This window comes from Variovorax sp. GW821-FHT10D07 (assembly GCF_059415325.1).
In genome coordinates, this window is record NZ_JBWKMZ010000001.1 from 1,088,037 (window position 1) to 1,112,828 (window position 24,792).

At 69.9% G+C, this 24,792-nt stretch carries 21 protein-coding genes; 11 read left to right on the forward strand and 10 right to left on the reverse strand.

Translation table 11 applies throughout. The annotated features are described in order from the left end of the window. Positions 1 to 2 precede the first annotated feature (2 nt). Both AC07PU_RS04925 and AC07PU_RS04930 read right to left on the reverse strand, forming a co-directional pair. Complete coding sequence (locus AC07PU_RS04925; RefSeq protein WP_495315717.1) at positions 3 to 662, reverse strand: nucleotidyl transferase AbiEii/AbiGii toxin family protein; 660 nt, start codon at positions 660 to 662, stop codon at positions 3 to 5. Beyond that, a complete protein-coding gene (locus AC07PU_RS04930) occupies positions 659 to 1,150 on the reverse strand; it encodes a helix-turn-helix domain-containing protein (RefSeq protein WP_495315719.1) in 492 nt (163 codons plus the stop codon). Before AC07PU_RS04930 ends, AC07PU_RS04925 begins: the two co-directional genes overlap by 4 nt. A gap of 212 nt (positions 1,151 to 1,362) precedes the next feature. Here AC07PU_RS04930 and AC07PU_RS04935 point away from each other — a divergent pair, with 212 nt between their 5' ends. The 9 genes from AC07PU_RS04935 to AC07PU_RS04975 all read left to right on the forward strand — a co-directional run bounded on the left by AC07PU_RS04935 (position 1,363) and on the right by AC07PU_RS04975 (position 11,169). Beyond that, the gene (locus tag AC07PU_RS04935; RefSeq protein WP_209539311.1) at positions 1,363 to 2,274 is read left to right on the forward strand and encodes a TauD/TfdA dioxygenase family protein; all 912 of its coding nucleotides are present in this window, start codon (positions 1,363 to 1,365) and stop codon (positions 2,272 to 2,274) included. Positions 2,275 to 2,350: 76 nt separating this feature from the next. After that, the gene (locus tag AC07PU_RS04940) at positions 2,351 to 3,733 is read left to right on the forward strand and encodes an LLM class flavin-dependent oxidoreductase (RefSeq protein WP_495315722.1); all 1,383 of its coding nucleotides are present in this window, start codon (positions 2,351 to 2,353) and stop codon (positions 3,731 to 3,733) included. Continuing rightward, positions 3,730 to 4,938, forward strand: coding sequence for an SfnB family sulfur acquisition oxidoreductase (locus AC07PU_RS04945; protein ID WP_495315724.1), 1,209 nt, complete (start codon positions 3,730 to 3,732; stop codon positions 4,936 to 4,938). Before AC07PU_RS04940 ends, AC07PU_RS04945 begins: the two co-directional genes overlap by 4 nt. Before the next feature lie 30 nt (positions 4,939 to 4,968). Beyond that, on the forward strand, positions 4,969 to 6,579 hold the full coding sequence (locus AC07PU_RS04950; protein ID WP_495315726.1) for an ABC transporter substrate-binding protein: 1,611 nt from the start codon (positions 4,969 to 4,971) through the stop codon (positions 6,577 to 6,579). Next, the gene (locus AC07PU_RS04955) at positions 6,576 to 7,595 is read left to right on the forward strand and encodes an ABC transporter permease (protein WP_495315728.1); all 1,020 of its coding nucleotides are present in this window, start codon (positions 6,576 to 6,578) and stop codon (positions 7,593 to 7,595) included. Before AC07PU_RS04950 ends, AC07PU_RS04955 begins: the two co-directional genes overlap by 4 nt. Then, on the forward strand, positions 7,592 to 8,464 hold the full coding sequence (locus AC07PU_RS04960) for an ABC transporter permease (RefSeq protein WP_495315730.1): 873 nt from the start codon (positions 7,592 to 7,594) through the stop codon (positions 8,462 to 8,464). Before AC07PU_RS04955 ends, AC07PU_RS04960 begins: the two co-directional genes overlap by 4 nt. Then, positions 8,461 to 9,504 (forward strand): ABC transporter ATP-binding protein, encoded by a 1,044-nt coding sequence (locus AC07PU_RS04965; RefSeq protein ID WP_495315732.1) that lies wholly within the window; start codon positions 8,461 to 8,463, stop codon positions 9,502 to 9,504. The genes AC07PU_RS04960 and AC07PU_RS04965 overlap by 4 nt, the downstream gene beginning before the upstream one ends. Then, positions 9,501 to 10,340 carry an NADPH-dependent oxidoreductase gene (locus AC07PU_RS04970; RefSeq protein WP_495315734.1) on the forward strand — a complete coding sequence of 280 codons (840 nt, stop codon included), beginning with the start codon at positions 9,501 to 9,503 and terminating at the stop codon, positions 10,338 to 10,340. The genes AC07PU_RS04965 and AC07PU_RS04970 overlap by 4 nt, the downstream gene beginning before the upstream one ends. Positions 10,341 to 10,344: 4 nt before the next feature. Beyond that, on the forward strand, positions 10,345 to 11,169 hold the full coding sequence (locus AC07PU_RS04975) for an ABC transporter ATP-binding protein (protein WP_495315736.1): 825 nt from the start codon (positions 10,345 to 10,347) through the stop codon (positions 11,167 to 11,169). 20 nt (positions 11,170 to 11,189) lie between these two features. On the opposite strand, the gene AC07PU_RS04980 is transcribed toward AC07PU_RS04975, so the two are convergent. The 7 genes from AC07PU_RS04980 to AC07PU_RS05010 form a co-directional block, all read right to left on the reverse strand. After that, complete coding sequence (locus AC07PU_RS04980) at positions 11,190 to 12,809, reverse strand: ABC transporter substrate-binding protein (RefSeq protein WP_495315738.1); 1,620 nt, start codon at positions 12,807 to 12,809, stop codon at positions 11,190 to 11,192. 30 nt (positions 12,810 to 12,839) lie between these two features. After that, complete coding sequence (locus AC07PU_RS04985; RefSeq protein ID WP_495315740.1) at positions 12,840 to 13,646, reverse strand: MetQ/NlpA family ABC transporter substrate-binding protein; 807 nt, start codon at positions 13,644 to 13,646, stop codon at positions 12,840 to 12,842. Between the two features lie 158 nt (positions 13,647 to 13,804). Next, entirely contained in the window at positions 13,805 to 16,054 is a 2,250-nt protein-coding gene (locus AC07PU_RS04990) for an alpha/beta hydrolase (RefSeq protein WP_495315742.1), read from the reverse strand. Between the two features lie 419 nt (positions 16,055 to 16,473). Next, complete coding sequence (locus AC07PU_RS04995) at positions 16,474 to 17,439, reverse strand: aliphatic sulfonate ABC transporter substrate-binding protein (RefSeq protein ID WP_495315744.1); 966 nt, start codon at positions 17,437 to 17,439, stop codon at positions 16,474 to 16,476. Between the two features lie 33 nt (positions 17,440 to 17,472). Then, on the reverse strand, positions 17,473 to 18,711 hold the full coding sequence (locus tag AC07PU_RS05000) for an SfnB family sulfur acquisition oxidoreductase (protein ID WP_495315746.1): 1,239 nt from the start codon (positions 18,709 to 18,711) through the stop codon (positions 17,473 to 17,475). After that, the gene (locus tag AC07PU_RS05005; RefSeq protein ID WP_495315820.1) at positions 18,708 to 19,733 is read right to left on the reverse strand and encodes an aldo/keto reductase; all 1,026 of its coding nucleotides are present in this window, start codon (positions 19,731 to 19,733) and stop codon (positions 18,708 to 18,710) included. Before AC07PU_RS05005 ends, AC07PU_RS05000 begins: the two co-directional genes overlap by 4 nt. 61 nt (positions 19,734 to 19,794) lie before the next feature. Continuing rightward, positions 19,795 to 20,979 (reverse strand): LLM class flavin-dependent oxidoreductase, encoded by a 1,185-nt coding sequence (locus AC07PU_RS05010; protein WP_495315748.1) that lies wholly within the window; start codon positions 20,977 to 20,979, stop codon positions 19,795 to 19,797. Positions 20,980 to 21,177: 198 nt separating this feature from the next. Between AC07PU_RS05010 and arr the strand changes: the two genes are divergently transcribed. Beyond that, positions 21,178 to 21,588, forward strand: coding sequence for an NAD(+)--rifampin ADP-ribosyltransferase (arr, locus tag AC07PU_RS05015; RefSeq protein WP_495315750.1), 411 nt, complete (start codon positions 21,178 to 21,180; stop codon positions 21,586 to 21,588). A gap of 131 nt (positions 21,589 to 21,719) precedes the next feature. Here the strand turns inward: arr and AC07PU_RS05020 are convergent, their stop codons facing one another. Next, positions 21,720 to 22,955, reverse strand: a complete 1,236-nt coding sequence (locus tag AC07PU_RS05020; RefSeq protein WP_495315752.1) for an acyl-CoA dehydrogenase family protein — start codon at positions 22,953 to 22,955, stop codon at positions 21,720 to 21,722. Between the two features lie 220 nt (positions 22,956 to 23,175). Between AC07PU_RS05020 and AC07PU_RS05025 the strand changes: the two genes are divergently transcribed. After that, positions 23,176 to 24,780, forward strand: a complete 1,605-nt coding sequence (locus AC07PU_RS05025) for an ABC transporter substrate-binding protein (RefSeq protein WP_495315754.1) — start codon at positions 23,176 to 23,178, stop codon at positions 24,778 to 24,780. Positions 24,781 to 24,792 lie beyond the last annotated feature (12 nt).

Genomic DNA, 24,792 nt, shown 5'->3' on the forward strand with positions numbered 1-24,792 from the left:
GGCTACAGGCCGGTCAGGAATTCTTCGGCCGTGGTCGCACAGTGCTCGAAGTCCGGCGCGTAATCCAGCGTCGCGATGGCATCGAACGCGGCGCGCAAGCCGGCATGCGGTTGCCGGATCTGGCCGAGAAAGGCGTCCCGGTGGCGCAGCAGGAACGGTGCCGCCGGCAGAAGAGCTAGAGGCTCGCGTTCGATCACGAGTGCAAGGTCGAACAGGTCGCGCGCCGTGACCCGGTGGCCGCGGTGGTACATCTTCTTGGCGATGATCTCGGCGGCTGTCTCCACCTTCACCTGTCGGCCGCCGATGGGCCAGATTTCCCAGGCCTTGTCCGGCAGCAGATTGGGAGCGGCCACGAAGTCGACCTCGCCCTCCTCGAACTGCAACTTGACGAAGGCGCCCGGCTGCTCGGTGTAGTCCTGCGTCAAGTCCGCCGCCGTGTCGCTCAACCGAGGCGTGACATAGCCGAGGTATTGCGGATCGGGCACGAAGATATCGATGTCCTTGCTCAGCCGATGACGGTAGCGGAACATCAGCACGGTCCCGCCGCCCAGGGTCCAGAACGGATCGGCGATGCCGCCGTACCGGCCGATGTCGTCGAGCAGCGTCAGCGCCCGCGCGAACAGTGCCTCCCAGGGGCCGTTGGGCAATGGTCTCGGCTTCATGCCCACAGCGCCCGCCGGTGCACGGACAAGGACTCCGCGAGCTTCGCCACGTTGCGCCAGACCTGCCGCGGCGGCAGGTGCGCGCGCGAGGCAGTTTCTTCCACGGCCATCACGACGACGGGAACGGGCGCTTCATCGAGCAGATGGGTCAGGTGCGCGGTGAATGGCGGCGGCACGTCGCCGCTCGCCAGGACCTTCTCCAGCGCTTCGGGGCGGAGTTCGCGTGCGTAGCTGACGCTGGCCGTCTTGGCCGCCATCCACAGGCCACGCTTCTTGCGCCGCGCCAGCGTATCCGGCGCGGGGCTGTCCAGCCCCAGCACCGCCATCACCTGGCCCACGCGGTTGACGCCCAGGTCGCTCAGCGCACCGTTCTCCAGGCCGACCAGGGTCTGCCGCGACAGGCCGCTCAGGTGCGCCAGCTGAGACTGGGACAAGCCCAACTCAGTGCGCCTGGCGCGTACCGCGTGGCCGATGTCGATCAGGTTCATGGCGAAGATTGAATCCGAAATATGTCAAAAATATTGGACATTCTATTCCGGTTGAATCTGAATGCCAAAGAAAAAGGCCTAAGCCCGGCCCGAACCACTCCCCTTCGATTCTTCGCATAAGCACATGCGCAAAGAGCGCATGCAACCCATGCGAACTTTCCTAGCATCGGGCGCAGCATCCATTCCACCCAGCGCGCCCGCGCTCCCACGCCATGTCCTCCGTGCTTGCCGCCGAACGGCCGACCGTTGCCGAACCTTCTTCCGTTGTCCCGTTCAGGATCGCCGCGATCGACGCGTCGCTCGGCGCCGAGGTCACCGGTCTCGATGCCACGCGCCCGGTGCCGGCCGCGCAGGTGCGTGCGCTCAAGGAGGCGCTGCTCGAGCGGCATGTGCTCGTGCTCAAGCAGCAGCGGCTCGACGATGCGCAGTTCGAGCGCCTGGCCAGCTACTTCGGCGCCGTGTTCCGTCCGCCGTCGAACGTGCCGGTGCTGGGCTCCGATCCCTATGGCGGCAACACGCCCGACATCGTGCGGGTGTCGAATGTCGATGGCGGCGTGCTCGGCCATGACGAGCTCGCGGCGCATGCCGACCACCACTGGACGCCGGTGCCGTCGTCGGGCTCGCTGCTCTACGGCATCGAGGTGCCCTCGGAGGGCGGCGACACCACCTGGTACAACCTCGCGGCCGCCTGGGACGAACTCGACGCCGGCACGCAGCGCGAGATCGAGCACCTGCGGCTCATCACCTACAACCCCTTCCTGCGCAAGCTCAAGCCGCTCACCACCGGCTTCCCGCTCTACCGCACGCCCGACATCACGCCGCTCGAGCCCTTCGAGGTGCATCCGCTGGTGCGCACCCATCCGGACAGCGGCCGCCGCGTGCTCTACCTGGGCGCGCGCACCGAGGTCGAAGTGGTGGGCGTCGATCCGCAGTACGGCGCCGCGCTGATCGCGCGCCTGCGCCAGCACCTGCTGCAGCCGCGCTTCGCGTACACGCACCGCTGGAGCGTGGGCGACATCGTCTACTGGGACAACCAGGCCACGCTGCACGCGCGCAGCGCCTTCGACAACGGCGAGCGCCGCGTGCTCAAGCGCATCAGCCTCTCGGGCAGCCGCCCGTACTGACACCGCCACCGGCACTTCCCACCCGCAGCGCGATGCGCGCCACCGCCCCGCGCGGCGGCGCGCGCGCGAGCCAGCCATGTCCCTCCCCCGCCGCCCCATCCTGCTGAACGCGTTCGACATGAACACGCCCAGCCACCTGACCCACGGCCTGTGGCGGCATCCGCGCGACCGCGCCACCGACTACAAGCGGCTGCCCTACTGGCTCGACCTCGCGCGCACGCTCGAGCGCGGGCTGTTCGACGGCCTGTTCCTCGCCGACGTGACCGGCGTCTACGACGTCTGGGGCGGCAGCCCCAAGGCCGCGCTGCGCCACGGCATCCAGGTGCCGATCAACGACCCGGCCGTGCTCGTGAGCGCGATGGCCAGCGTCACGCGCCACCTGGGCTTCGGCATCACGGCCACCATCGCGGCCGAGGCGCCGCATGCCTTCGCGCGCCGCATATCCACGCTCGACCACCTGAGCGAGGGCCGCATCGGCTGGAACATCGTGACCGGCTTCCTCGACAGCTCGGCGCGCGCACAGGGCGCGGCCGCCGCCGCCGGCCATGACCGGCGCTACGACCTGGCCGACGAGTTCATGACGCTGGTCTACCGGCTCTGGGAAGAGAGCTGGGACGACGACGCGGTGATCGCCGACCGCGCGCGCGGCATCTATGCCGACCCGGCGCGCGTGCGCGCCATCCGCCATGCGGGCGAAGGCTGGCGGCTCGATGCGGTGCATCCCTGCGAGCCTTCGCCGCAGCGCACGCCGCTGCTGTTCCAGGCCGGCGCCTCGGCGCGCGGCACGGCCTTCGCGGCGCGCCATGCCGAGGTGGTGTTCGTGCCCAACCAGGGCCTGGCCGCCACCGCGGCCGTGGTGCGCAAGCTGCGTGCGGCGCTGGCCGAGGCCGGGCGCGATGCCGACGCGGTGCGCTTCGTGACCACGCTGCTGGTCGTGACCGGCTCCACCGAAGCCGAGGCCCGCGCGCGCTACGAGGAGTACCGCCGCTACGCGCAGCCCGAGGCCGGCCTGGTGCAGTTCAGCAGCGCGATCGGCCACGACCTCTCGCGCCATGGCCTCGACGACGCCATCGGCGGCGGCAGCGCCGATGCGATCCAGAGTTCGGTCGCCTCGCTCAAGGGGTCCGGCGGCGCGCCGCTGACCCCGCGCGCGCTGCTCGCGCAGATGCCGCTGGGCGCGCGCCATGCGCCCGTGGTCGGTACGCCCGCGCAGATCGCCGACACCATCGAGGCCTGGGTCAGCGAGGCCGGCATCGACGGCTTCAACCTCGTGCGCACCGTGAGCCCCGAGGGCCTCGAGCATTTCGTCGACCTCGTGGTGCCCGAGCTGCAGCGCCGCGGCCTGCACAAGCGCGCCTATGCCGAAGGCAGCTGGCGCGAAAAGATCTTCGGCCCGGGCCGCGCCCGGCTGCCGTCCTCCCACACCGGGGTGCGGCGGCGCACCTCCACATCGCCATGACAGCTCTCTCCTCCCTCCCCACCGGCCCGGTCCATGTCGTGCGCGACGATGCCGAGGCCCTCGCCATCGCACGCCGCCTCGCGGCCGACTTCGCCGCCGGCGCCTCCGAACGCGACCGGCAGCGCCGCCTGCCCTTCGAGGAGGTCGAGCGCTTCTCGGCCAGCGGCCTCTGGGGCATCACGGTGCCGCGCGCCTTCGGCGGCGCCGCGGTCTCGCATGCCACGCTGGCCGAGGTCACAGCGCTGATCTCCGAAGCCGATCCCGCGCTCGGCCAGATTCCGCAGAACCACTATTGCCTGGTCGACGCGGTGCGGTTGATCGGCGATGCGCAGCAGCAGACCTTCTTCTTCCGCGAGGCGATCGAGGGCCGGCGCTTCGGCAATGCGGTGTCGGAAAGCGGCACCGCCAACGCCAAGGTCGTGACCGCGCGGCTGCGCGCCACGCCCGAGGGCTTGCGGCTCGACGGCCGCAAGTTCTACTGCACCGGCGCGCTGTTCGCGCACTGGGTGCCGGTCGCGGCCAAGGACGAGCAGGACAAGCAGGTGCTGGTCTATGTCGCGCGCGAGGCGCCGGGCCTCGAGGTCGTCGACGACTGGAGCGGCTTCGGCCAGCGCACCACCGCGAGCGGCACGGTCACGGCCGACAACGTGGCGGTCGGCGCGCTGCAGGTGCTGCCGCGCGCCAGGCTGTTCGAGCCGCCGACCATCCACGGCCCGTTCGCGCAAGTGCTGCACGCGGCCATCGATCTCGGCATCGGCCGTGCCGCCATGGCCGACCTGCACCACTGGTTGCGCGAGCGCGCGCGGCCCTGGCCCGACAGCGGCGTGGCGCGCGCGGCCGACGATCCGCTCACGCTCGCACGCGTCGGCCGGCTGGTGATCCAGCAGCATGCGGCCGAGGCGCTGCTCGAACGCTCGGGCCGCGCGCTCGACCGTGCGCGCGACGAGCCCGGTGCCGAACACGTGACCGAGGCCTCGATCGCGGTGGCCGAAGCCAAGGTGCTGAGCACCGAATTCGCGCTCGAGGCCGCCACCGCGCTGATTGAGCTCGCGGGCACGCAGTCCACGCTGGCCGAGCACAACCTCGATCGCCACTGGCGCAATGCGCGCACCCACACCGTGCACGACCCGGTGCGCTGGAAGCCGCATGCCGTGGGCAACCACTGGCTCAACGGTGCCAGCCCGCAACGCCACGCCTCGATCTGATTCCTCATCGTCTCTCCGAAAGCCATCACCATGGACCGTCGCCGTTTCATCCAACAAGGCAGCGCCGCCTTCTCGCTCGGCACCGTCGCCGGCACCTGCCTGCCTCTGTCGGCCTGGGCCCAGGCGCGCAAGGACACGCTGCGCGTGCTCTCCGAGGGCGCGCCCAACTCGCAGGACCCGCACGGCGAGGGCGTGAGCCGCGAATCGCTGGGCCTGTTCTTCAACGTCTACGACCGCCTCATCAACTTCGACCGCGCGCAGCTCTCGCCGGGCGTCTTCAAGTACGACTACGGACGCTTCCGCGGCGAGCTGGCCGAGCGCTTCGAGACCAGTGCCGACGGCCGCACGCTGACCTTCTTCCTGCGCCGCGACGCCACCTTCCACGACGGCAAGCCCGTGACGGCCGCCGACGTGAAATGGTCGCTCGACCGCGCGGTCTCGCTGCCGGCCAGCAAGCGCCAGCTCGCGACCGGCTCGCTCGAGAATCCCTCGCAGTTCACGGTGGTGGATGCGCACACCTTCCGCATCGCGCTGCCGCGCGCCGACCGCTACACGCTGCCGAACCTCGCGCTGAGCTTCGCCTCGGTGCTCAACAGCGAGCTCGCGAAGTCGCATGCCACCGCGGCCGATCCCTGGGCCACCGAATGGGTCAAGGCGCACGAGGCCGGCGGCGGCGCCTTCCGCATCGAGAGCTTCACGCCGGGCCAGCAGGTGGTCTACACCCGCTTCGACGGCTGGAAGGGCGGCGCCGCGCCGCAATTGCGCCGCGCCGTGTTCCAGGTCGTGCCCTCGGCCTCCAACCGCGTGGCCGCCTTGCTCAAGGGTGACGCCGACGTGGCGCTGCAGCTGCCGCCCAAGGACCTCGACGCGCTGACCGACACCACGCGCGCCAAGGTGGTGTCGGTGCCGGTCACGACCAGCTTCCGCTTCGTCGCCTTCAACACCCAGGCCAAGCCCTTCGACGACGTGCGCGTGCGCCAGGCCATCGCCTACGCCCTGCCCTACACCACCCTGCTGCGCGGCGCCAACCTGGGCCGCGGCGAGGCGCTGTACGGCGCCAGGCCCGGCAAGCCCGCGAGCAGCCGCTTTCCGCAGCCCTATCCCTACGACACCCAGTTGCTCAAGGCGAAGGAGCTGCTGGCGCAGGCCGGCTATCCGCAGGGCTTCAAGACCAGCTTCAGCTACAACGTCGGCGACGCCACGCTGGCCGAGCCCGCGGCGCTGCTGATCCAGGAGGCGCTGGCGAAGATCGGCATCGCGCTGAGCATCGAGAAGGTGCCGAGCGCCCAGTGGGGCACCTTGCAGACCGAGAAGAAGCTGCCCTTCTTCATCGACAGCTCCTCGGCCTGGTTCAACGACCCCGACTACTTCTTCCGCATCTTCTTCCAGGGCGACTGGCGCTGGAACTTCGGTTCGTTCAAGAACGACGAACTCGCCAAGCTGCTCGAGCAGGCGCGCTGGGAGACCGACCGCGCGAAATACGACCGCGCGATCCAGCGCGCGATCGAGATCGCCTTCGAGCAGGTGCCGCTGGTGCCGCTGTGGCTGCCCACCTTCGAGGCGGCGCTGCAGCCCGACCTGCAGGGCTTCACCTACTACATCCATGGCCAGGTGGACTTCCGGCCGTTGACGCGTTCATGAGCTTTGCCCGGCGCGTCGTCTCGCGGCTCGCGGCCACCGTGCCGGTGCTCGCGGGCACGGCCGTCTTCACCTTCGTGCTCACGCACGTGCTGCCGGGCGACCCCGCGGCCTTCCTCGCCTCGGGGCCGAATGCCGGGCCCGAGGAGATCGCGCAGATCCGCGCGCGCATGGGCCTGGACCTGCCGCTGCCCACGCAGCTGTGGCACTACCTGCAGGCCCTGGCGCACGGCGACTGGGGCCAGTCGCACACGACGGGGCAGCCGGTGCTGACCGACCTGTGGCAGCGCCTGCCGGCCTCGCTCGAGCTCACCGTTGCGGCCTTCGTGCTCACGCTGCTGGTGGCGCTGCCGCTGGGCACGGCGGCCGCGCTGCGCCCGCGCTCGCTGTGGGACCGCGCCTGCACCGTGCTCACCGTGGGCGGCAGCTGCGTGCCGAGCTTCGTGATCGCGCTGCTGCTGGTCTACGTCTTCTATTTCCTGCTCGGCTGGGCGCCCGAACCCACGGGCCGCATCGACGCGATGATCGAGCCGCCGCCGGTGCGCAGCGGCTTCATGCTGCTCGATGCCGCCCTCGCACTGCGCTGGGATGCCTTCGCTTCCGCGGCCGGCCGGCTGCTGCTGCCGAGCGTGGCGATGGCGGCCTTCTCGCTGGCGCCGGTGGCGCGGCTCACGCGCGCGTCGCTGCTGGGCGTGCTGCGCAGCGACCCCGTGCGCACCGCGCGTGCGCTCGGCCTGCCGCCGCACGCCGTGCTGGCCGGCGCGCTGCACCTGGCGCTGCTGCCGGTGGTCACCAGTGCCGGCATGGTGTTCTCGTACATGCTGAGCGCCAACGTGGTGATCGAGAAGGTGTTCGCCTGGCCCGGCATCGGCAGCTATGCGCTCGACGCGCTGATGGCGGCCGACCATGCGCCGCTGCAGGGCTTCGTGCTGCTGGTGGCGCTGATGTTCGTGCTGGTGAATTTCGCGATCGACCTGCTGCACGAGCGCATCGATCCGCGCGTGGGGAATGCGGCATGAGCGCGGTGCCGGGCAAGTTCGAGGCAGATGAGCGGCCGCGCTGGCGCCCGCGCGGCAACGAGGCGCTGGGCCTGCTGCTGCTCGCGCTGCTGCTGCTCGCCGCCATCGCCGGCCCCGCGCTCGCGCCCTTCGATCCGCTGGCCACCGACGTGCCCGCGCGGCTGCAGCCGCCGAGCGCGCTGCACTGGTTCGGCACCGACGCGCTGGGCCGCGACCTGTTCTCGCGCGTGCTGGTGGCCACGCGGCTCGATCTCTCGATGGCCGCGGGCGCGGTGCTGCTGTCATTGGCGGCGGGCAGCGCCATCGGCGCGCTGTGCGGCTTCGTCGGCGGCCGGCTCGACCGCTGGGTCGGCCGGCTGGTCGACGTGCTGATGGCCTTCCCGTTGTTCGTGGTGGCGATGGCGCTGGTCGCGGCCTGGGGCAACACGGTGATCAACATCGTCTATGCGACGGCGCTGATCAACCTGCCCTTCTACATCCGGCTCGCGCGCAGCGAGGTCGGCGTGCGGCGCGGCGCCGGCTACGTGCTGGCCGCGCGGCTCGGCGGCCAGGGGCCGGCGCGGCTGCTGTTCGGCGTGCTGCTGCCGCACGTGCTGCCCATGCTCGCGGTGCAGGGCTCGATCAACCTGGGCTGGGCGCTGCTCAACGGCGCGGGCCTGTCCTTCATCGGCCTCGGCGTGAAGCCGCCGACGCCCGAGTGGGGCGTGCTGGTGAGCGAGGGCGCGCCCTACATCATCACGGGCCAGTGGTGGCTCGCGGGCTTCCCGGGCCTGGCACTGTTCATGGCCGTGGGCTGCTTCACGCTGCTGGGCGACGCGCTGCGCGACCGGCTCGATCCGCGCGGCGCCGCCGACCGGAGCGGCCCATGAGCGCGCCGCTGGTCGAGGTCGATGCGCTGAGCCTGCGCTTCCACGGCGCGCAGGGCGCGGTCCATGTGCTCGACCGCGTGAGCCTCGAGCTCGCGGCCGGCGAAACCCTGGGCCTGGTCGGCGAGAGCGGATCGGGCAAGTCGGTGACCGCGCTGGCGCTCGCGGGCCTGCTCGATGCGCAGGCCGACGCGGCCGCGCGGCGGCTGCGCTTCCAGGGGCTCGACCTGCTCGACGGCAGCGGCCGTCCGGCGCGCGCGGCCTGGGATGCGCTGCGCGGCCGGCGCATCGGCTTCGTGTTCCAGAGTCCGCGCCGCGCGCTGCATCCGCTGCGCACCATCGGCGACCAGCTGCAACAGGTGCTGCGGCTGCACCGCGGCCTGTCGGCGCGCGCCGCGCGCCAGGCCGCGCTCGAATGGATCGAGCGCGTGGGCCTGCCCGAGCCCGAGCGCCGGCAGCGCGCTTTTGCCCACCAGCTCTCGGGCGGCCAGTGCCAGCGCGCGATGATCGCGCTGGCCCTGGCCGGCGAGCCCGAGCTGCTGATCGCCGACGAGCCGACCACCGGTCTCGACGTGGTCACGCAGGCGCGGGTGCTCGACCTGCTGGCCGGCCTCGCGCGCGAGCGCGGGCTGGCGACCCTGCTGATCACCCACGACCTCGCGCTGGCCGCGCAGCGCTGCGACCGCATCGCCGTGATGCATGCGGGCCAGGTGGTCGAGACCCTGCCCTCGCGGCGCCTGCGCGAGGGCGCGGCCCATCCGTACACGCGCCAGTTGCTGCGCGCCACGCCGCAATCGGCGAACACGCTCGATGCGTTGCGCGGCGTCGATGGCCGCCTGCCCGATCTCGCGCGCACCGACCTGCCGGCCTGCCGCTTCGCCGAGCGCTGTCCGCAGGCCGAGGCGCGCTGCCGGATGCAGCCGCCGGTGGCGCAGCGGCAAGGCACCGCGCACCGCGTGCATTGCTGGCTGCCGCTGGCGCCGGCCGCGCAGCCCGGCGCCGAGCATCCCGTTCATCAGACATCCGAAGCAATCCCCGCATGACACAGCCCACGTCCGACACCCTGGCCTCGCTCTTTCGCAGCCGCTACGGCGGCGAGTCGCCGCAGTCCGCGCCGCCACCGGCCAACCCCGTGCTCGAAACCCTGCTGGCCCACCGCTCGGTGCGCGCCTTCGATGCCGAGCGCGCGCTGCCGCCGGGCACGCTCGAATGGCTGATCGCCGCGGCGCAGTCGGCGCCCAGTTCGTCGAACCTGCAGACCTGGAGCGTGGTGGCGGTCGAAGACCCCGAACGCCGGGCCCGCATCGCCGAGTACGCGGGTCGGCAGGCCCAGGTGCGCGATGCGCCGCTGCTGCTGGTGTGGCTGGCCGACGTCGCGCGCCTGCGCACGCTGGCCGACGACGCCGCGGTGCCGATCGAGGGCGCCGACTTCCTCGACACCTCGCTGATGGCCGTGATCGATGCCGCATTGGCCGCGCAGAACGCCGTGACCGCGGCCGAATCGCTGGGGCTGGGCACCGTCTACCTCGGCGCGATCCGCAACCGGCCCGAAGAGGTGGCGGCCGAACTGGGCCTGCCGCCCGGCGTGTTCGCCGTCGTCGGCCTGTGCATCGGCTGGCCCGATCCGGCGCGGCCCGCGGCCGTCAAGCCGCGGCTGCCGCAGCGCGCGGTGCTCTCGCACGAGCGCCATGCGGCCAGCGATACGGTCGGCCATGTGAAGCACTACGACGCGACCATGCAGTCCTTCTATGCCTCACAGGGCATGCCGGCGGTGCGCTGGAGCGACCACTCGCTGGCACGGCTGCGCGATCCCGCGCAGTTGCGCGGCCGCCACCGGCTGGTCGAGGCGCTGGCCGCACAACGCATCGGGCTGCGCTGAACCCATGAGCGAGTCGCAAGCGCTGCTGCGCGTCGAGGACCTGCGCGCACGCCATGCGTTGCCCGCGGTGCCAGCCTGGGGTGGTCTGTTGCATCGCCGCCGCTGGCTGCCGGCCGTGGACGGCGTGAGCTTCGCGCTGGCGCGCGGCGAGGCGCTGGGCCTCATCGGCGAATCGGGCTGCGGCAAGTCGACCCTGGCATCCGTGCTCGCGCGGCTGGCCGATCCGCTGTCGGGCCGGCTGCTGTTCGACGGCATCGATCTCGCCACCGTGCGCGCCAGCCAGGCGGCCGAGGCGCCCTGGCGCCATCGCATCCAGATGGTGTTCCAGGACCCGTACGAAAGCCTGGACCCGCGCCGCAGCGCCTTCGAGGCGATCGCCGATCCGCTGCGCCGGCTCGCGGCGCTCGACGGCGCCGCGCTGCGCGAACGCGTGCTGCAGACCGCGCGGCGCGTGCAGCTCGGCGACGAACTGCTGGCGCGCCGGCCGCACCAGCTCTCGGGTGGCCAGGCCGCGCGCGTGGGCATCGCGCGCGCGCTGGCACCCGCGCCCGAGCTGCTGATCCTCGACGAGCCCACCGCGGCGCTCGACGTCTCGGTGCAGGCCGGCCTGCTCGCGCTGCTGTCGGGGCTGCGCCGCGAACTCGGCCTCGCGATCCTGTTCATCTCGCACGACCTCGGCGTGGTGCGGCTGCTGTGCGAACGCGTGCTGGTGATGCGCGCGGGGCGCATCGTCGACGAAGGGGCACCGCAGGCGCTGTTCGAGCGTCCGCGGCATCCCTACACCGCCGAGCTGGCCGCGGCGGTGCCGCGCTTTCCGGCGGCCGCCTGAGCGGCCGGCCGGGCGCGGCTTCAGGGCTGGAAGTAGAGGTCCGCGAAGCTTCCCCGGATGTGCTCGCCGGTAGGCCCGTAGTCGCGCACCTTCTTCGCCAGCACCGTGATCGCCGGATTCGCACCCAGCTCGATCGAAGGCACGTCGCGGTGCACGATCTGCTGGAAGTCGACAAACAGCTGGCGCCGCCTGGTCTCGTCCACCTCCACGGCAGCCGCTTCCAGCAGCCGGTCGACCTCGGGATTGACGTAGTGCGCCGCGTTCGAGAACGGCAGTCCGACCTTGAAGTTCTTCGACCAGAACACGCGCTGCACGCCCACCGTGGGATCGAACAGGTTGGTGAGGCTCTCGAGCGTGATGTCGAAGGCGCGCTCGGTGTAGGCCTTGGTCACGTAGGTCGCGAAGTCGTAGCTCTCGACCGCGGCGTCGATGCCGATGCGGCCCAGCGACTGGCGCACGAAGTCGGCCGCGCGCCGTTCCTGGAACGGGTTGTAGAGCACCCGCAGCTTGAGCCGCGTGCCGCCCGCGCCGCGCTTGAAGCCGGCCGCGTCGAGTGCCGCCTCGGCCGCCTTCGGGTCGTAGGGATAGGGCTGGATGCTAGCATCGTGGTAGCGCGAGATCCCCTTGCCGATCGGCGAGGCCGAGGGCGTGCCCAGGCCGTACCAGACCGTCTTGGCGAAGGCGTTCACGTCGATCGCCTGAGCTATGGCACGACGCACCTCCACCTTCTGCAGCGCCGGCGTGTCGAGGTTGAAATAGATCTGCTGGTGGCTGCCGAGGTACGGCGAGATGCGCGTGTCGATCTCCACGCCGGGCAGCTTGCGGAAGCGCTCCACGTCCGACAGCGGGATGCCGCCGGTGCCGTTGGCCAGGTCGGCTGCGCCCGACTCGAGCGCCGCCGCGCGCGCTGCGGCATCGAGCACGAAGCGCACCACCACGCGGTCGAGGTAGGGCTTGGGCTTGTCCCAGTAGTTCGGGTTGCGCTCGAGGATGATGTGGCTGCCTTGCACCCACTCCTTGAACACGAAAGGGCCGGTGCCGATCGGCTGGCTGTTGTACTTGTTCGCCGCGATGTCCGTGCCTTCGTACAGGTGCTTGGGCACGATCGGCGATTCGGTCGCGGCCAGGGCCGTCAGCAGGAAGGGCGCGGGCTTGCTCAGCACCACCACGGCCGTGTAGGGATCGGGCGTGCGCACCTCCACCACGTTGGCGAAGGTGCCGCGGCCGCGCGGGTGCACCTGCTTGAGCGTGAGGATCGAGAAGGCCACGTCGGCCGAGGTGAAGTCCTTGCCGTCGTGCCACTTCACGCCCTTGCGCAGCGTGAAGGTGTATTGCAGGCCGTCCGCGCTCAGCGACCAGGCCGTGGCCAGCAGCGGCTTGGGCTTGAGCTCGTAGTCGTAGGTCAGCAGGCCTTCGACGATCTTCGGGCCGATCTCGGCATTGCCGCCGGCCGTGGTCGTCAGCGGCACGATGGAAGCCGGCACGGGATTGACCAGCCAGTTCAGCGTGCCGCCCTGCCGGGGCTGGGCCCAGGCCGCGGGCGCGGCCAGCAGCGCGAGGGCCGAGAGCGCGGCGGCGCCGGCGGCCAGCGTGCGGCGACGCAGCGGGCCGATGTTCTTGTTGCGAGAGGGAGATGTCATGTTCGGATGCGTGTGGCCAACGAAGCTCGCTCAGAACGCCGGGATGACCGCGCCCTTGTACTTGTCCTGGATGAACTTGCGCGCCTCGGGCGTGTGCAGCGTCTTCACCAGCTTGGCGATGGCCGGCGACTGCAGGTTGTCCTTGCGCGCCGCGATGAAGTTGGCATAGGGCGAATTGCGGCCGTCCTCGATGAACAGCGCGTCGCGGCCCGGATCGAGCTTGGCCTCGAGCGCGTAGTTGGTGTTGATCAGCGCGAGGTCCACGTCGGGCAGCGCGCGCGGCAGCTGCGCCGATTCGATCTCGCGGATCACCAGCTTCTTCGGGTTCGAGACGATGTCGCGCGCCGTCGACTTGATGTTGCTGGGGTCCTTGAGCTTGAGCAGGCCCTGCTTGGCCAGCAGCGCCAGCGCGCGGCCCGAGTTCGACGGATCGTTGGGGATGGCCACCACCGCGCCCTCGCGCAGGTCGGCCGTCTTCTTGATCTTCTGCGAGTAGGCGCCGAAGGGCTCGATGTGCACGTCGCTGTTCGGCACCTCGACGATGTCGGTCTTGCGGTCCTTGTTGAAGGAATCGAGGTAGGGACGGTTCTGGAAGAAATTCGCGTCGAGCTGCTTGTCGCCGACCGCGAGGTTGGGCTGCACGTAGTCGTTGAACACCTTGACCTCGAGGTCCACGCCCTGCGCCTTGAGCTGCGGGCGGATGAATTCGAGGATCTCGGCATGCGGCACCGGCGAGGCCGCCACGCGCAGCGTCTCCTGCGCCTGCGCGGAGATCGCGCCCAGACCGGCCACCGACAGCACCATCACCGAGAAGGCGCGCTGAAACGAAAACGTCATGGTTGGAATTCCCTCATCGTCAGAAATGAAAAACGCCGGATCGCCCTGTCCTCGCAGGAACGTCCGGCGCTGCGCAGGTTAGCGGCGCGATGCCGCCCTCCCAAGCGATGAATCGGCGCTTGCTTATGTGATTTGCGAGCAAGCGGCGGGCATGATCCTCAGTTCATGCGCTGCAGCAGCACGTCGGTCACCGCCACGCTGCCCGAGGCCTTCGGGAACCGCAGCGTGACCTGCTTGATGTGCGCGAGGTCCACGCCATGCAGCGCGAAGGCCTTCAGCGGAACCGCCACCATGTTGAGCAGCGGCCGGGTGGTGCCGGTGTCGGCATAGATCGCATCCGCGGGCGCGTCGACCAGCGGGATCGCGCCATCGGGCTTGCGCGCGATGCCGTAGAGCGCGTCGCTGAAGTCGCTGCCCTTGATCGCCGCCTTGCGATCCTGCGTGTCGGTCAGCGCGATCTCGACCTCCTGCCCGATCGGTGCCACCACGGCGACGCGCAGGCTCAGCGTGTCGAAGCCCTTGGTGGAGAGGTCGCCGGTGTGGATCGTCATCGCGGCGCCGGCCGCGGTCCATTGCAGCTGGGCCTGGTCCGTGATCGACCAGGTCAGCAGCGTCTTCGCGTCATAGCTGAAGTCGTACAGCGCGCCTTCCTTGAACAGGCGGTCGACGGCGAGCTGGCTCACGGGATCGTTGCATGCTGCGACGCGATCGGATTTGAGCGCGAGGAAGCGGCATTGCACGGCCTGGCTGAACTTCTCGTAGGCGGTCGACAGTCCGCTCGGATTCCTCGCGCTGGCGTCGGCGCTGCGGAAGTTCTGCAGCAACTTGCGTTGCGCGGCCGGTTGGTGGATGGTCAGCACGGCGCGTTCGTCGCAGCTGTTTTCGCCCACCGGGCAGCCCGCGGCCGGGATCGGCGCCTGTCCCTTCCAGTACGGCGCGAACTGGAACTCGTCGCCGACGAAGTAGCGCATGAACGATTCCATCAGGAACTGGCCGTTGCGCCGCTGGTCTTCGCGGCTCAGGCGCAAGGTTTCCGCCTCCGCGGCCTTGCAGTAGAGCGGCGCCCGGATCTGCGAATCGTCGGTCTTGGACCAGTAGTCGTTGTAGAAGTTGTGGTTGGCGCCCCGCACGAGGACCTGGTACTTGGGCGCGCTGTCGTCCTCGGCGGTGTAGCGGCTCTCGTCGAAGATCTGCCCGCCTTCGAGCGTGTAGACGTCGCCGTCGCAACTCGGCAGCAAGGTCATGAACGGCACGTGCGTGACGCGCGACAGCTGCTTCTTGTTGATCGCCGCCAGCGAAAACACCGCGCGGATGCGATGCGGCAGCCCGGTGGCCGAGGGCAGCACGACCCCGGAGCGGCGCAGCTCCTCCTCGGATGCGATCTGCTGCAGCCACTGCTCGCTGTTCGCGTTGATGCGTCGAAGCACCGTGTTCATGTCCCTGAGCGCGGCATCCGCCTTCTCGAGGGCCAACTGCTCGTCGTCGAGCCTGGCCTTGGCGTCGAGCGCCTCGCGCTGCAGCCGCTCGACCTCTTGGGCCAGGGCATCGATTTCCGACGATGGCGCGGGCGGTGACCGATCCTGCGCGGCCTTGAGCTGGAGTTTCGCCAGCAGCAGCTGCACGGCCGCGTCGGTGGAGGCGGTCAGGGCCTCGTCGACCCGTTTCTGCGCCGCTTCCTGCGCGGCCTGCAGCGGAAGGGCCGCCAGGCGCAGGGCGCGCGTCGCCTCGATGTTCTGGTAGCTGATGCCCACGCGCTGTCGGTTGAGTTCCACCGCATAGGCCACCGCTTCGGCGCCGCGCGAATGCCCGATCAGGCCCACGCGCTCGAGGTCCATCTTTCCCTTCAGCCCTGGCAGCGCGACGCCGTTGAAGATGCCGCTCTCATTGCCTTCGCGCAGCAGGTCGAGCGTGGTCATCAGCAACTGCCCGCGCGCCAGCGCACCGGAATCCGAGGCATTGCCGTTGAGCCCGTTGATCTTTCCCGCGTCGATGGAGACGGCCACGTAGCCGTTCTCGGCCAGGCTCTTCTGCAGGTAGTCGTAGCCCTTGGCATTGTTGAGATCGGAGGAATCATGCATGCCGTGCAGGAACACCACCACCGGATGGCCGCCGCTGGCCGAGGGCTGGACCTTCGATGTGCCTTGCACGCTGGCCGGCCCTGTCGGATAGCGCACCGTGCCCTGCAGCGGCACCGTGTAGATCACGTCCTTGTAGCGCGCATCGGAGACGGCCGTGGTGCCGAAGCCATAGACGACCTGTTCGGAGGACAGGTAGCCGCCCTTCTCTCCGAAGGGCACGGTCGCGGTGAAGCGGGTGACGACGGAAGGATCTTCCGGCTCGGGCGGGGTCGTCACCGGAATCGTCGGCGCCGGGTCGGCCGTTCCGCCGGTGACGGTGGTCGTGGACACGGGTGGAACCAGGGCCAGGGATCCCGCACCGCCATCGCCTCCTCCTCCACATCCGCTCGCGAGCGCGAATCCCAGAAGCACCGCGCAGGCCTTCAACAAGCGCATGCAACGCTGTCCATTCATTGATCTTCTCCCAGACATTGTTTCGACGATGGGAGCGATCCGCGATCGAGGCACGACTCGCTCCGAGTGGTGTCCGATTCGCGCATGCGGTTCTGTCGATGCGTCGCCGAGCGACGCCTGTCTCTGGTGGTGTGCGCATCTCGCCATTGCGGACCGCGCGGAGAAGCAATTCACATGCCTTTTAGAAAGGCCATGGAATCAGTCGCAATTGATCTGAATTGCCGTTCTTTTAATTAATATTCAGGCAATTGACCGGCTTCATCGACGCGCGATCCTGTGCGCCTGTTCGGCGAAGCTCAGCCGCGATCCGCGTCGTCCCAGACCGCCTCGCGCACCGCGACCGATTTCGGCAGCACGCCGAGCCTGAACAGCCGGTCGGCCGTGCGCTGCTGCGAAGCGAGGATCGCGTTCGACAGCGGCACCACGTCGAAGCCCGCATTGGCATTGACCTCGGTCACCACGTCCAGCGGCATGCCGGTGGCGGCCGCGACCGACTTCGCGACCTCGGCGGGATTGGCCCTGGCCCAGCGGCCGGCCTCGGCCGAGCCCTCGACCAGCGCCTTCACATGAGCGGGCCAGGCCTTGGCGAAGCCGGTGTTGGCGAGCAGGAAGGAGGCGCTGTCCTCGAGCACGTCGCCCTGCCAGGCGATCACGCGCGTCCTGTTGCGGCGGCGCGCGATGGTGAAGTACGGGTCCCAGATGGCCCAGGCATCGATGTCGCCGCCATCGAAGGCGAAGGCCGCGTCGGCCGCGCCCAGGCCGATGCTGGTCACGGCCTTGATGTCCAGGCCCTGGCGTTCGAGCGCGGCCGCCACCAGGTTGTGCGAGCTCGATCCCTTGGCATAGCCGATGCGCCGGCCCTGCAGGTCGGCGATGCTGCGGATCGGCGAATCCTCCTTCACGAGGATGCCTTCGGAGCGCGGCGTCGAGGGCTGCGCCGCCACATAGGCCACGCGCCCGCCCGACGCCTGCAGGAAGATGCAGCCCACGTTGCCCGCATTGCCGAAGGCGACGTCGCCGGTGTCCATCGCCTGCAGCAGGTTGAGGCCCGAGGTGAACTCGGCCCATTCGATGCGGATGCCCAGCGGCTCGAAGCGCTTCTCGAACACCTTGAGCTGCCGCGCTACCAGCGGAATGCCGGTCTTCTGGTAGCCCAGCGTCAAGGTCGATCCCTTGAGGCCGGTGGCGGCGCTCCGGGCGGAAGGGGCGGCGACCAGCGAGGCGGCGCCTGCGGCGAGAGTGAATTGGCGGCGGGTCAGCATGGCAGGGATCGATTCAGCGAGAAAGAGCCAGGGTCACAGCGCACCCGCGCTCTCGGGCAGGATGCCGTTGAGCAGGTGGTCGCCGACCACGGTGAACTTGTGGCGCACCGGGTCGTGCAGCGTGTGCACGCGCGCGTTGCGCCAGTGGCGGTCGAAGGCATGCGGCGCCTGCGCGGAACGCGTGCCGCAGAGCTCGAACAGCTTGCTCGAGGCATGCAGCGCGATCTCCGAGGTCAGCACCTTGGCCTCGGCCACCGCGAGCGAGGCCGAGGCGCGGCGTTCTCGGTCAGGCCGGGCGATGGCCTCGTCGAGCGCGAGGCCGGCGCGCTGCGTCATCGCCTCGGCCGCATGCAGGCGAATCTGGATCTCGCCGACCTGCGCGATCACCAGTGCATCGACGATCGCGCGCGGCGCACCGGCCGGCTGCGCGATCGATGCCTGCTCGCGCAGGAAGCGCACCGTGTCGTCGAGCGCGGCCTGGGCGATGCCGAGGTCGATGCCCACATGGCTGATCTGCGAGACCGCGCCCATCGGCTGCTCGCTGTAGGCGCGGTGGATCGGCAGCACGCAGAGATCGGGCAGCAGCACGTCGTCGAGATGCACGCGGCCGCTCGCGGTGGTGCGCTGGCCGAAGCTCTGCCAGTCGTCCTCGATGGTCAGGCCCGGCGTGCCCGCCGGAATGATCGCCACCGTCTTCTCGCCGGCCGCGTTCAGGCCGATGGCCGACACGTAGTGCGCGAACAACGCGCCGGTGGCGTAGATCTTCTCGCCGCGCAGCAGCCAGCCTCGGGGCGTGCGCTCGATCAGCAGCGGCTGCACGGCGCCGTCGCGCGGCGCATCGACGTTGGCATTGCCGAAGCGGCAGCCGCGCAGGATCTCGCCGAGGAAGAAGGCCTTCTGCGCCTCGCTGCCGATGGTCGAGAGCCAGAACACGGCGCTGTTGTGGTTCTGCTGGACCTGGCCGATCGAGGCATCGGCCGCCGACAGGATCGCGAACACCCGCGCCACGGTGGCGTACGACACGGCCGCGCCACCATGGGCGCGCGGCAGGTTCATGGCCCACAGACCGGCGCCCGAGACCTGGTCGAGCTCGCGCTCGGGCAACAGGCGTTGGCTGTCGCGCGCGGCCGCGCCTTCGGCCAGCGACCTGGCCACGCGCTGCGCGGCTTCGAGCACCTCGGCATCGGAGCGCAGCCGCTGCGCCGGCTCGACGCGGCGCGCGGTCCGCGGCAGATCCGCCTGGGCCTCGATCGATGCGACCAGCGCGCTCATGGCGCCGCGCGATGCCGCGGCTTGCGGCCGAAGAAGGGGTGGCTGGGATCGTTGAAGCCCGGGCGCGACGAATGGCCGGTGGTCACGAGGCCATCGACCAGCGCCTCGTCCGCGTCGGTGAAGCGGTACTGCAGCGCGGGCACGTAGTCTTCCCACTGCTCGAGCGTGCGCGGCCCGGCGATGGCCGAGGTCACGAGCCGGTTGTTGAGCACCCAGGCCAGCGCGAACTGCCCTGCCGTGATGCCACGGCCTTCCACGTGTTCCTTCACGCGCTGCGCGATCTCCAGCGATTCGGGGCGCCATTCGGTCTGCAGGATGCGCTTGTCGTCGCGGCCCGCGCGCGTGCCGGGCGGCGGCGCCTCGCCGGGCCGGTACTTGGCCGTGAGCACGCCGCGCGCGAGCGGGCTGTACGACACCACGCCCAGGCCGTAGTACTCGGCCGCGGGCAGGTGCTCGGCCTCGATCTGGCGGTTCGCGAGGTTGTAGAGCGGCTGCGTCGCCACCGGCCGGTCGACGTTGAGCGCATCGGCCGTGCGCGCGAACTCGGCGATCTTCCAGGCGCTGTGGTTCGACAGGCCGTAGCTGCGCAGCTTGCCCGCGCGGATCAGGTCGCCGAGTGCACGCACGGTTTCTTCCACCGGTGTCTGGCGGTCCTCGCGGTGCAGGTACAGCAGGTCGATGTGGTCGGTGCCCAGGCGCTTCAGGCTGGCCTCGACCGAGCGCACGATGCCGTGGCGGCCGGTGCCGCGGTTGTTCGGTCCTTCGATGTCGGGATCTGCATTGGCGAACTTGGTCGCCAGCACCCAGTGCTGCCGGTGCGGCGCGATCAGCTCGCCGACCACCGTCTCCGACTGGCCCTGGTTGTAGGCATTGGCGGTGTCGATGAAGTTCACGCCCTGCTCACGCGCGCGGTCGGCGATGCGTTGCGAGGTCACGCGGTCGGTCTGGCCGCCGAACATCATGGTGCCGAGGGTCAGCGGCGAGACGAGGATGCCGCTGCGGCCGAGCGGCCGGTAGTCGATGGTGCTCATGGGAGAAGGAAGAAGAGAGGTAGGAAGAGACGGCGCGCGTGACGCGCCGGAATCAGAAGCGCAGTCCGGCCTGCTTCATCAGCGGCAGGATGCGGTCGCCGAAGAATTCGAGATCGGGCTTGAAGTCGTAGAAGCTCAGCTGCAGGCCGTCGACGCCCGCGCGCTTGAGCTGCACGAACTGCTCGACCACCTGCTCGGGCGTGCCGATCACCTCGATGTTGCCGCCGATGGCGCGCCGCTTGGCGGCGTCGTTGCCGACCCGGCCGCGCCACGCATGGGCGTCGCTGTCGAAGCGGTTGAAGCTGGCCTGCGGGTCGACGTCCGCATGCGCCACGATCGCATCGTGGTAGGCCCAGGTCTCCTTCTCGGTCGCGCGGCTGACGACCATGGGATTGAGCAGCGTGCGCACCTCGCGGCCCACGTCGCGCGCGGCCTGCTTCACGCGCGCCGTGTGCGCCGGCAGCGCCTCGATCGCGCTCGGAAAGCTCGAGCCGGCCGGGCTGGTGATGAAGACGATGTCGGAATAGCGCGCCGCGAATTCGATGCCGGCGTCGGAGCCGGTCGCGTTCACCAGCACGGGCCGCCCGAAGCGCGGCTTGGGCGACACGAAGGCGCCATCGAGCTTCCACGGCGACTCGCCCTTGAACGACCAGTTCTCGGTGTCGGCCCACAGCCGCTGCACCGCCTCGAGGAACTCGGCCGCGAGCTCGTAGCGCCGGTCGTGCTCGATGCGCTGCGAGCCGAACATCTCGTGCTCGACCGCGCGGTGCCCCGTCACCACGTTGATGCCCCAGCGCCCGCCCGAGATGTGGTCGAGCGTGGCCGCGTACTTGGCCAGGTGCAGCGGATGCAGCGGCCCGTAGAGCACGTGGATGGTCGAGATCAGCAGGATGCGCTGCGTCACCGCGGTGAGCGCGGCCGTCGTCATGAAGGAGTCGAGCGCGTTGCCGTTGAAGACCCCGCCGTAGCCGCCCTTGGGCAGCCATTGCGAGAGCGCGAACACCAGGTCGAAGCCCAGCCGTTCGGCCTGCAGCACCAGGTCGCGGTTGTAGTCGAAGCGCCAGTCGGTGGTGCGCGGCAAGGTCGACGCGCTCCAGCCGCCGGCCTGGATCGGCAGGAACAGGCCCAGCAGCACCGGCTGCTCGAAGGCGCGGGAGATCGGGCTGGCGGCGAATTCGGTCGGCGCGACGAAGCGCTCCCATCCGGCGATGGCACCGGGTCGGTGTGACAGGGACATTGGAGGATTGCTTTCTGCTGGCGCGGATTCTGGCCAGCAGGGGCGGGAATGGCACGCCCGTAATTCGCATATCGACATGCGGGGAGGCGCAATGGCAAAGGCGGGCGCCTTTGTGGGAACACGAGAAAGCGTAGGAGCGTGGGCATGGAACTCCGCTAACCTCCTTCGGCTCGACTTTTCTCGGAGGTACATCCGCACATGTCAGCCACCCCCACCCCGCCGCCCTACTACCACGGCACCAAGGCCGACCTGAGCATCGGCGACCTGATCGAGGCCGGCTACAGCTCCAACTACGGCCAGCGCAGGAAGGCCGTGTATGTGTACCTGAGCGCCACGCTCGAGGCCGCGACCTGGGGCGCCGAGCTGGCCGTCGGCGAGGGCCGCGGCCGGATCTACACGGTGGAGCCGACCGGCGCCATCGAGGACGACCCCAACCTGACCGACAAGAAATTCCCCGGTAACCCGACCAAGTCCTACCGCACGCGGCAGCCGCTGCGGATCACGGGCGAGGTGAAGGACTGGCAGGGCCATGCGCCCGAGCAGCTGCAGGCGATGCGCGAGCGCCTGGAGGAATTCAGACGCGCGGGCATCGAGGCAATCGAGGACTGACTGAACGCCAACAAGGTGTGAAGAAACCGTAGCGAGCGCCCCGAGGTCGCGCCGAGGACCGCAGCCGTACTCTGTACGGTGAGGACCGCAGGTGCGAGATCGGGGCGCGCAGTAGGTTTATTCACACCTTGTCAGAACACCTTGCCCTCTTCGAGATGCGTGGTCGTGCCGTTGAGGTGGTGGTCGCCGATCACGCGTGCCTTCTGCTGCAGCGGATTGTGATTGAAGATAGTGCGCAGGTTGCGCCAGTGGCGATCGAAGTTGTGGCGGCGCGAGGTGGCCGAGGCGCCGCCGGCTTCGAACAGCCGCTCGGCCGCCTGCAGCGCGATGCGGCTCACCGCGAGCTGGGTCTTCGCGGTGGCGAGCGCGCCTTCGAGCACGAGCTGGCGCGTGCGTTCGTTCTCTTGACCCGTCGCCGCATCGTGTCGTAGCGCCTGCGCCGAACGATCGAGGCGCCGCGCGTTGTCCGCGACCAGCGCATCGACCGCATGCGTGGCAGTCGCGAGGTCGCCGACCACCCATTGCGTGAAGTGGTCCTGCGCCGCGCTGTCGGCCGGGCTGTGCGCGGCCGGCCGCGCATGGTGGCGCACGTAGTCGAGTGCGTCGGAAAAGATGTTGCGCACGATGCCCGCGGCCACGGCCACCAGGTAGAGCTGGCGCAGTGACGATGCATGGCGGCGCTGCAGGGTCTTGGGGCTGCCGTACACCAGCTCGTCGGCATGCACCTCGAGGCCCTCGAACTCCAGGCTGCCGCTCGCGGTCAGGCGCTGGCCCATGCCGTCCCAGTCGTCCTTCACGTGCAGGCCTTCGCGCCGGGTGGGCACGACGACGGCGACGTCGCGGCCCTCGGGGTCGCGCACCGCGATGCTCGCGTAGTCCGAGAAGGCGGTGCCGGTGGCGTAGTACTTGCGGCCGTTGAGCACCAGGCGATCGCCGTCGCGCTCGAGCGCGGTGGTCACGGTGCCCGACTTGGGCGTGCCGAGCTCGGTGAAGGCGCCGCCGAACAGCGCGCCCTCGCGCACGCGCGCCAGCTGCAGCTCGCTGTTCGCATCGGGCGGGGCCGTGGTCCAGAGCTCGATCGCGTTGTAGTGGATGCGCAGCGCATGCGCGACATTGGAGTCGGCGGCCGCGAGCGTCGCAACGACCTCGATCAGATCCTCGACCGAGCCGCCGGGACCGCCGCGCTCGGGCGGCACGCGCAGCGCGCCGAGGCCCGAGGCGCGGAACAGCGCGAAGGCCTCGAAGGGCAGCACGCGGTCGCGCTCGCGCTGCGAGGCGCCTTGTGCGATGGCGGTTGCCAGCGCGGGCAGGCGATCGAGCAGGGTCTGGAGGTCGGGCGCCAGCGCGGCGCGGTCGGGTGCGTTCATCGGTGAAGGTGCGGGCAGCGAGCGGTCGAGGATGAACGCAGTATGGGCGCGCGGCATGGCCGTTTCCCGCATAAGAAAACTCGCATTCCTGCAATGGCGAACGGACACGGATCGCGTGGAGCACGGCGCATTTCCAAACGCGAAAAGATGCTAAGCGCGCGCTTGGATTTCGCGGGGATATCCCAGACCATCGGCGGCCCAACCGCTAACCAGTCAGAGAATGAAATTCGATCGATGGGCACTGCGCGTCGCCCTCGCCGCGGCAGTGGCCGCCGCGCTCCCGGGCGCCTTCGCGCAGGGCACCGCACCCTCCCCCCAACCCATCGACGGCGGCACGCTGACGCTCGCGGTGTCGCAGGAGCCGACCTCGCTGGTGTCCTTCCTCGACACCAAGACCGACAACCGCAACATCAGTGCGAAGATCACCGAGGGCCTGCTGCGCTACGACGCGCAGTTCCGCGCGCAGCCGCTGCTCGCCACGTCGTGGCAGGTCAGCGCCGATGGCCTGAAGTACACCTTCAAGCTGCGCCCCGGCGTGAAGTGGCACGACGGCCGCGACTTCAGCGCGGAGGACGTGCGCTATTCGATCCTCACGCAGAAGAAGCAGGGACCGCGCGGGCGCATCACGCTCGCGAACGTGGAGCGCGTCGACGCGCCCGATCCGCTGACCGCGGTGATCGTGCTGTCGAAGCCCGCACCTTTCCTGCTGAAGTCGCTGTCTTCCGCCGAGCTGCCCATCGTGCCCTCGCACCGCTACGCCGACGGCGAGCCGCTGGGCAATCCCAACGTCACGGCGCCGGTGGGTACCGGTCCCTTCGTGTTCGACCAGTGGGTGCGCGGCAGCCACCTGGTGCTCAAGAAGAACCCGAACTACTGGCGCAAGGGCTATCCGCACCTCGACCGCGTGATCGTGAAGTTCGTGCGCGATCCGGCCGCGATCTCCACCGCGGTCGAGACCGGCGAGGTCGACGCGGCGCTCGGCGTGGGGCTGGCCGACCTCGAGCGGCTCGAGAAGAACCCGAAGCTCAAGGTCGACGCCACCTACGACGCCTTCCTCAACAACGCCTCGTTCCTCGAGTTCAACCTCGAGAACCCGGTGCTCGCGAACCCGAAGGTGCGGCATGCGATCGCGCAGGCGATCGACCGCAACTTCATCCGCGACACCATCTACTACAAGCGCGTGGAAGTGGTGAACTCGCCGATCCCGCGCGTGCTGGCCGACTACTACGACGACAGCAGCTTCCGCTATCCCTTCGACGTGACCGCGGCCAACCGCCTGCTCGACGAGGCCGGCCAGCCGCGCGGCGCGGGCGGCACGCGCTTCTCGCTGCGGCTGAGCTACATCCCGGGCGCGGAATTCAAGCGCACCAGCGACTACCTGCGCGCGGCCTTCTCGCGCATCGGCGTCAAGGTCGAGATCGTCGACGGCGACCTGCCCACCTTCCTCAAGCGCGTCTACAGCACGCGCGACTTCGACATCAACCTCAACGGCCTGGGCCGGCTGTTCGACCCGACGGTGGGCGTGCAGCGCATCTACTGGGGCGACGGGGTGCGCAATCCGCTGATCTGGATCAATGCCTCGCACTACGACAACCCGCAGGTCGACGAGCTGTTCCGCCAGGCCGCGGTCGAGCTCGACGGCGCGAAGCGCGCCACCCAGTTCCGCCAGATCCAGCAGATCGTGGGCCGCGAGCTGCCGGTGGTGCCGCTGGTCACGGTGCATTCGGCGCTGCAGGTCTACAGCACCCGCGTGCACGAACTCAACAACAGCATCGACCTCACGGCCGGCGACTTCGCCGATGCCTGGATCGAACCCCGCAAGTAAGACAGAGACGGA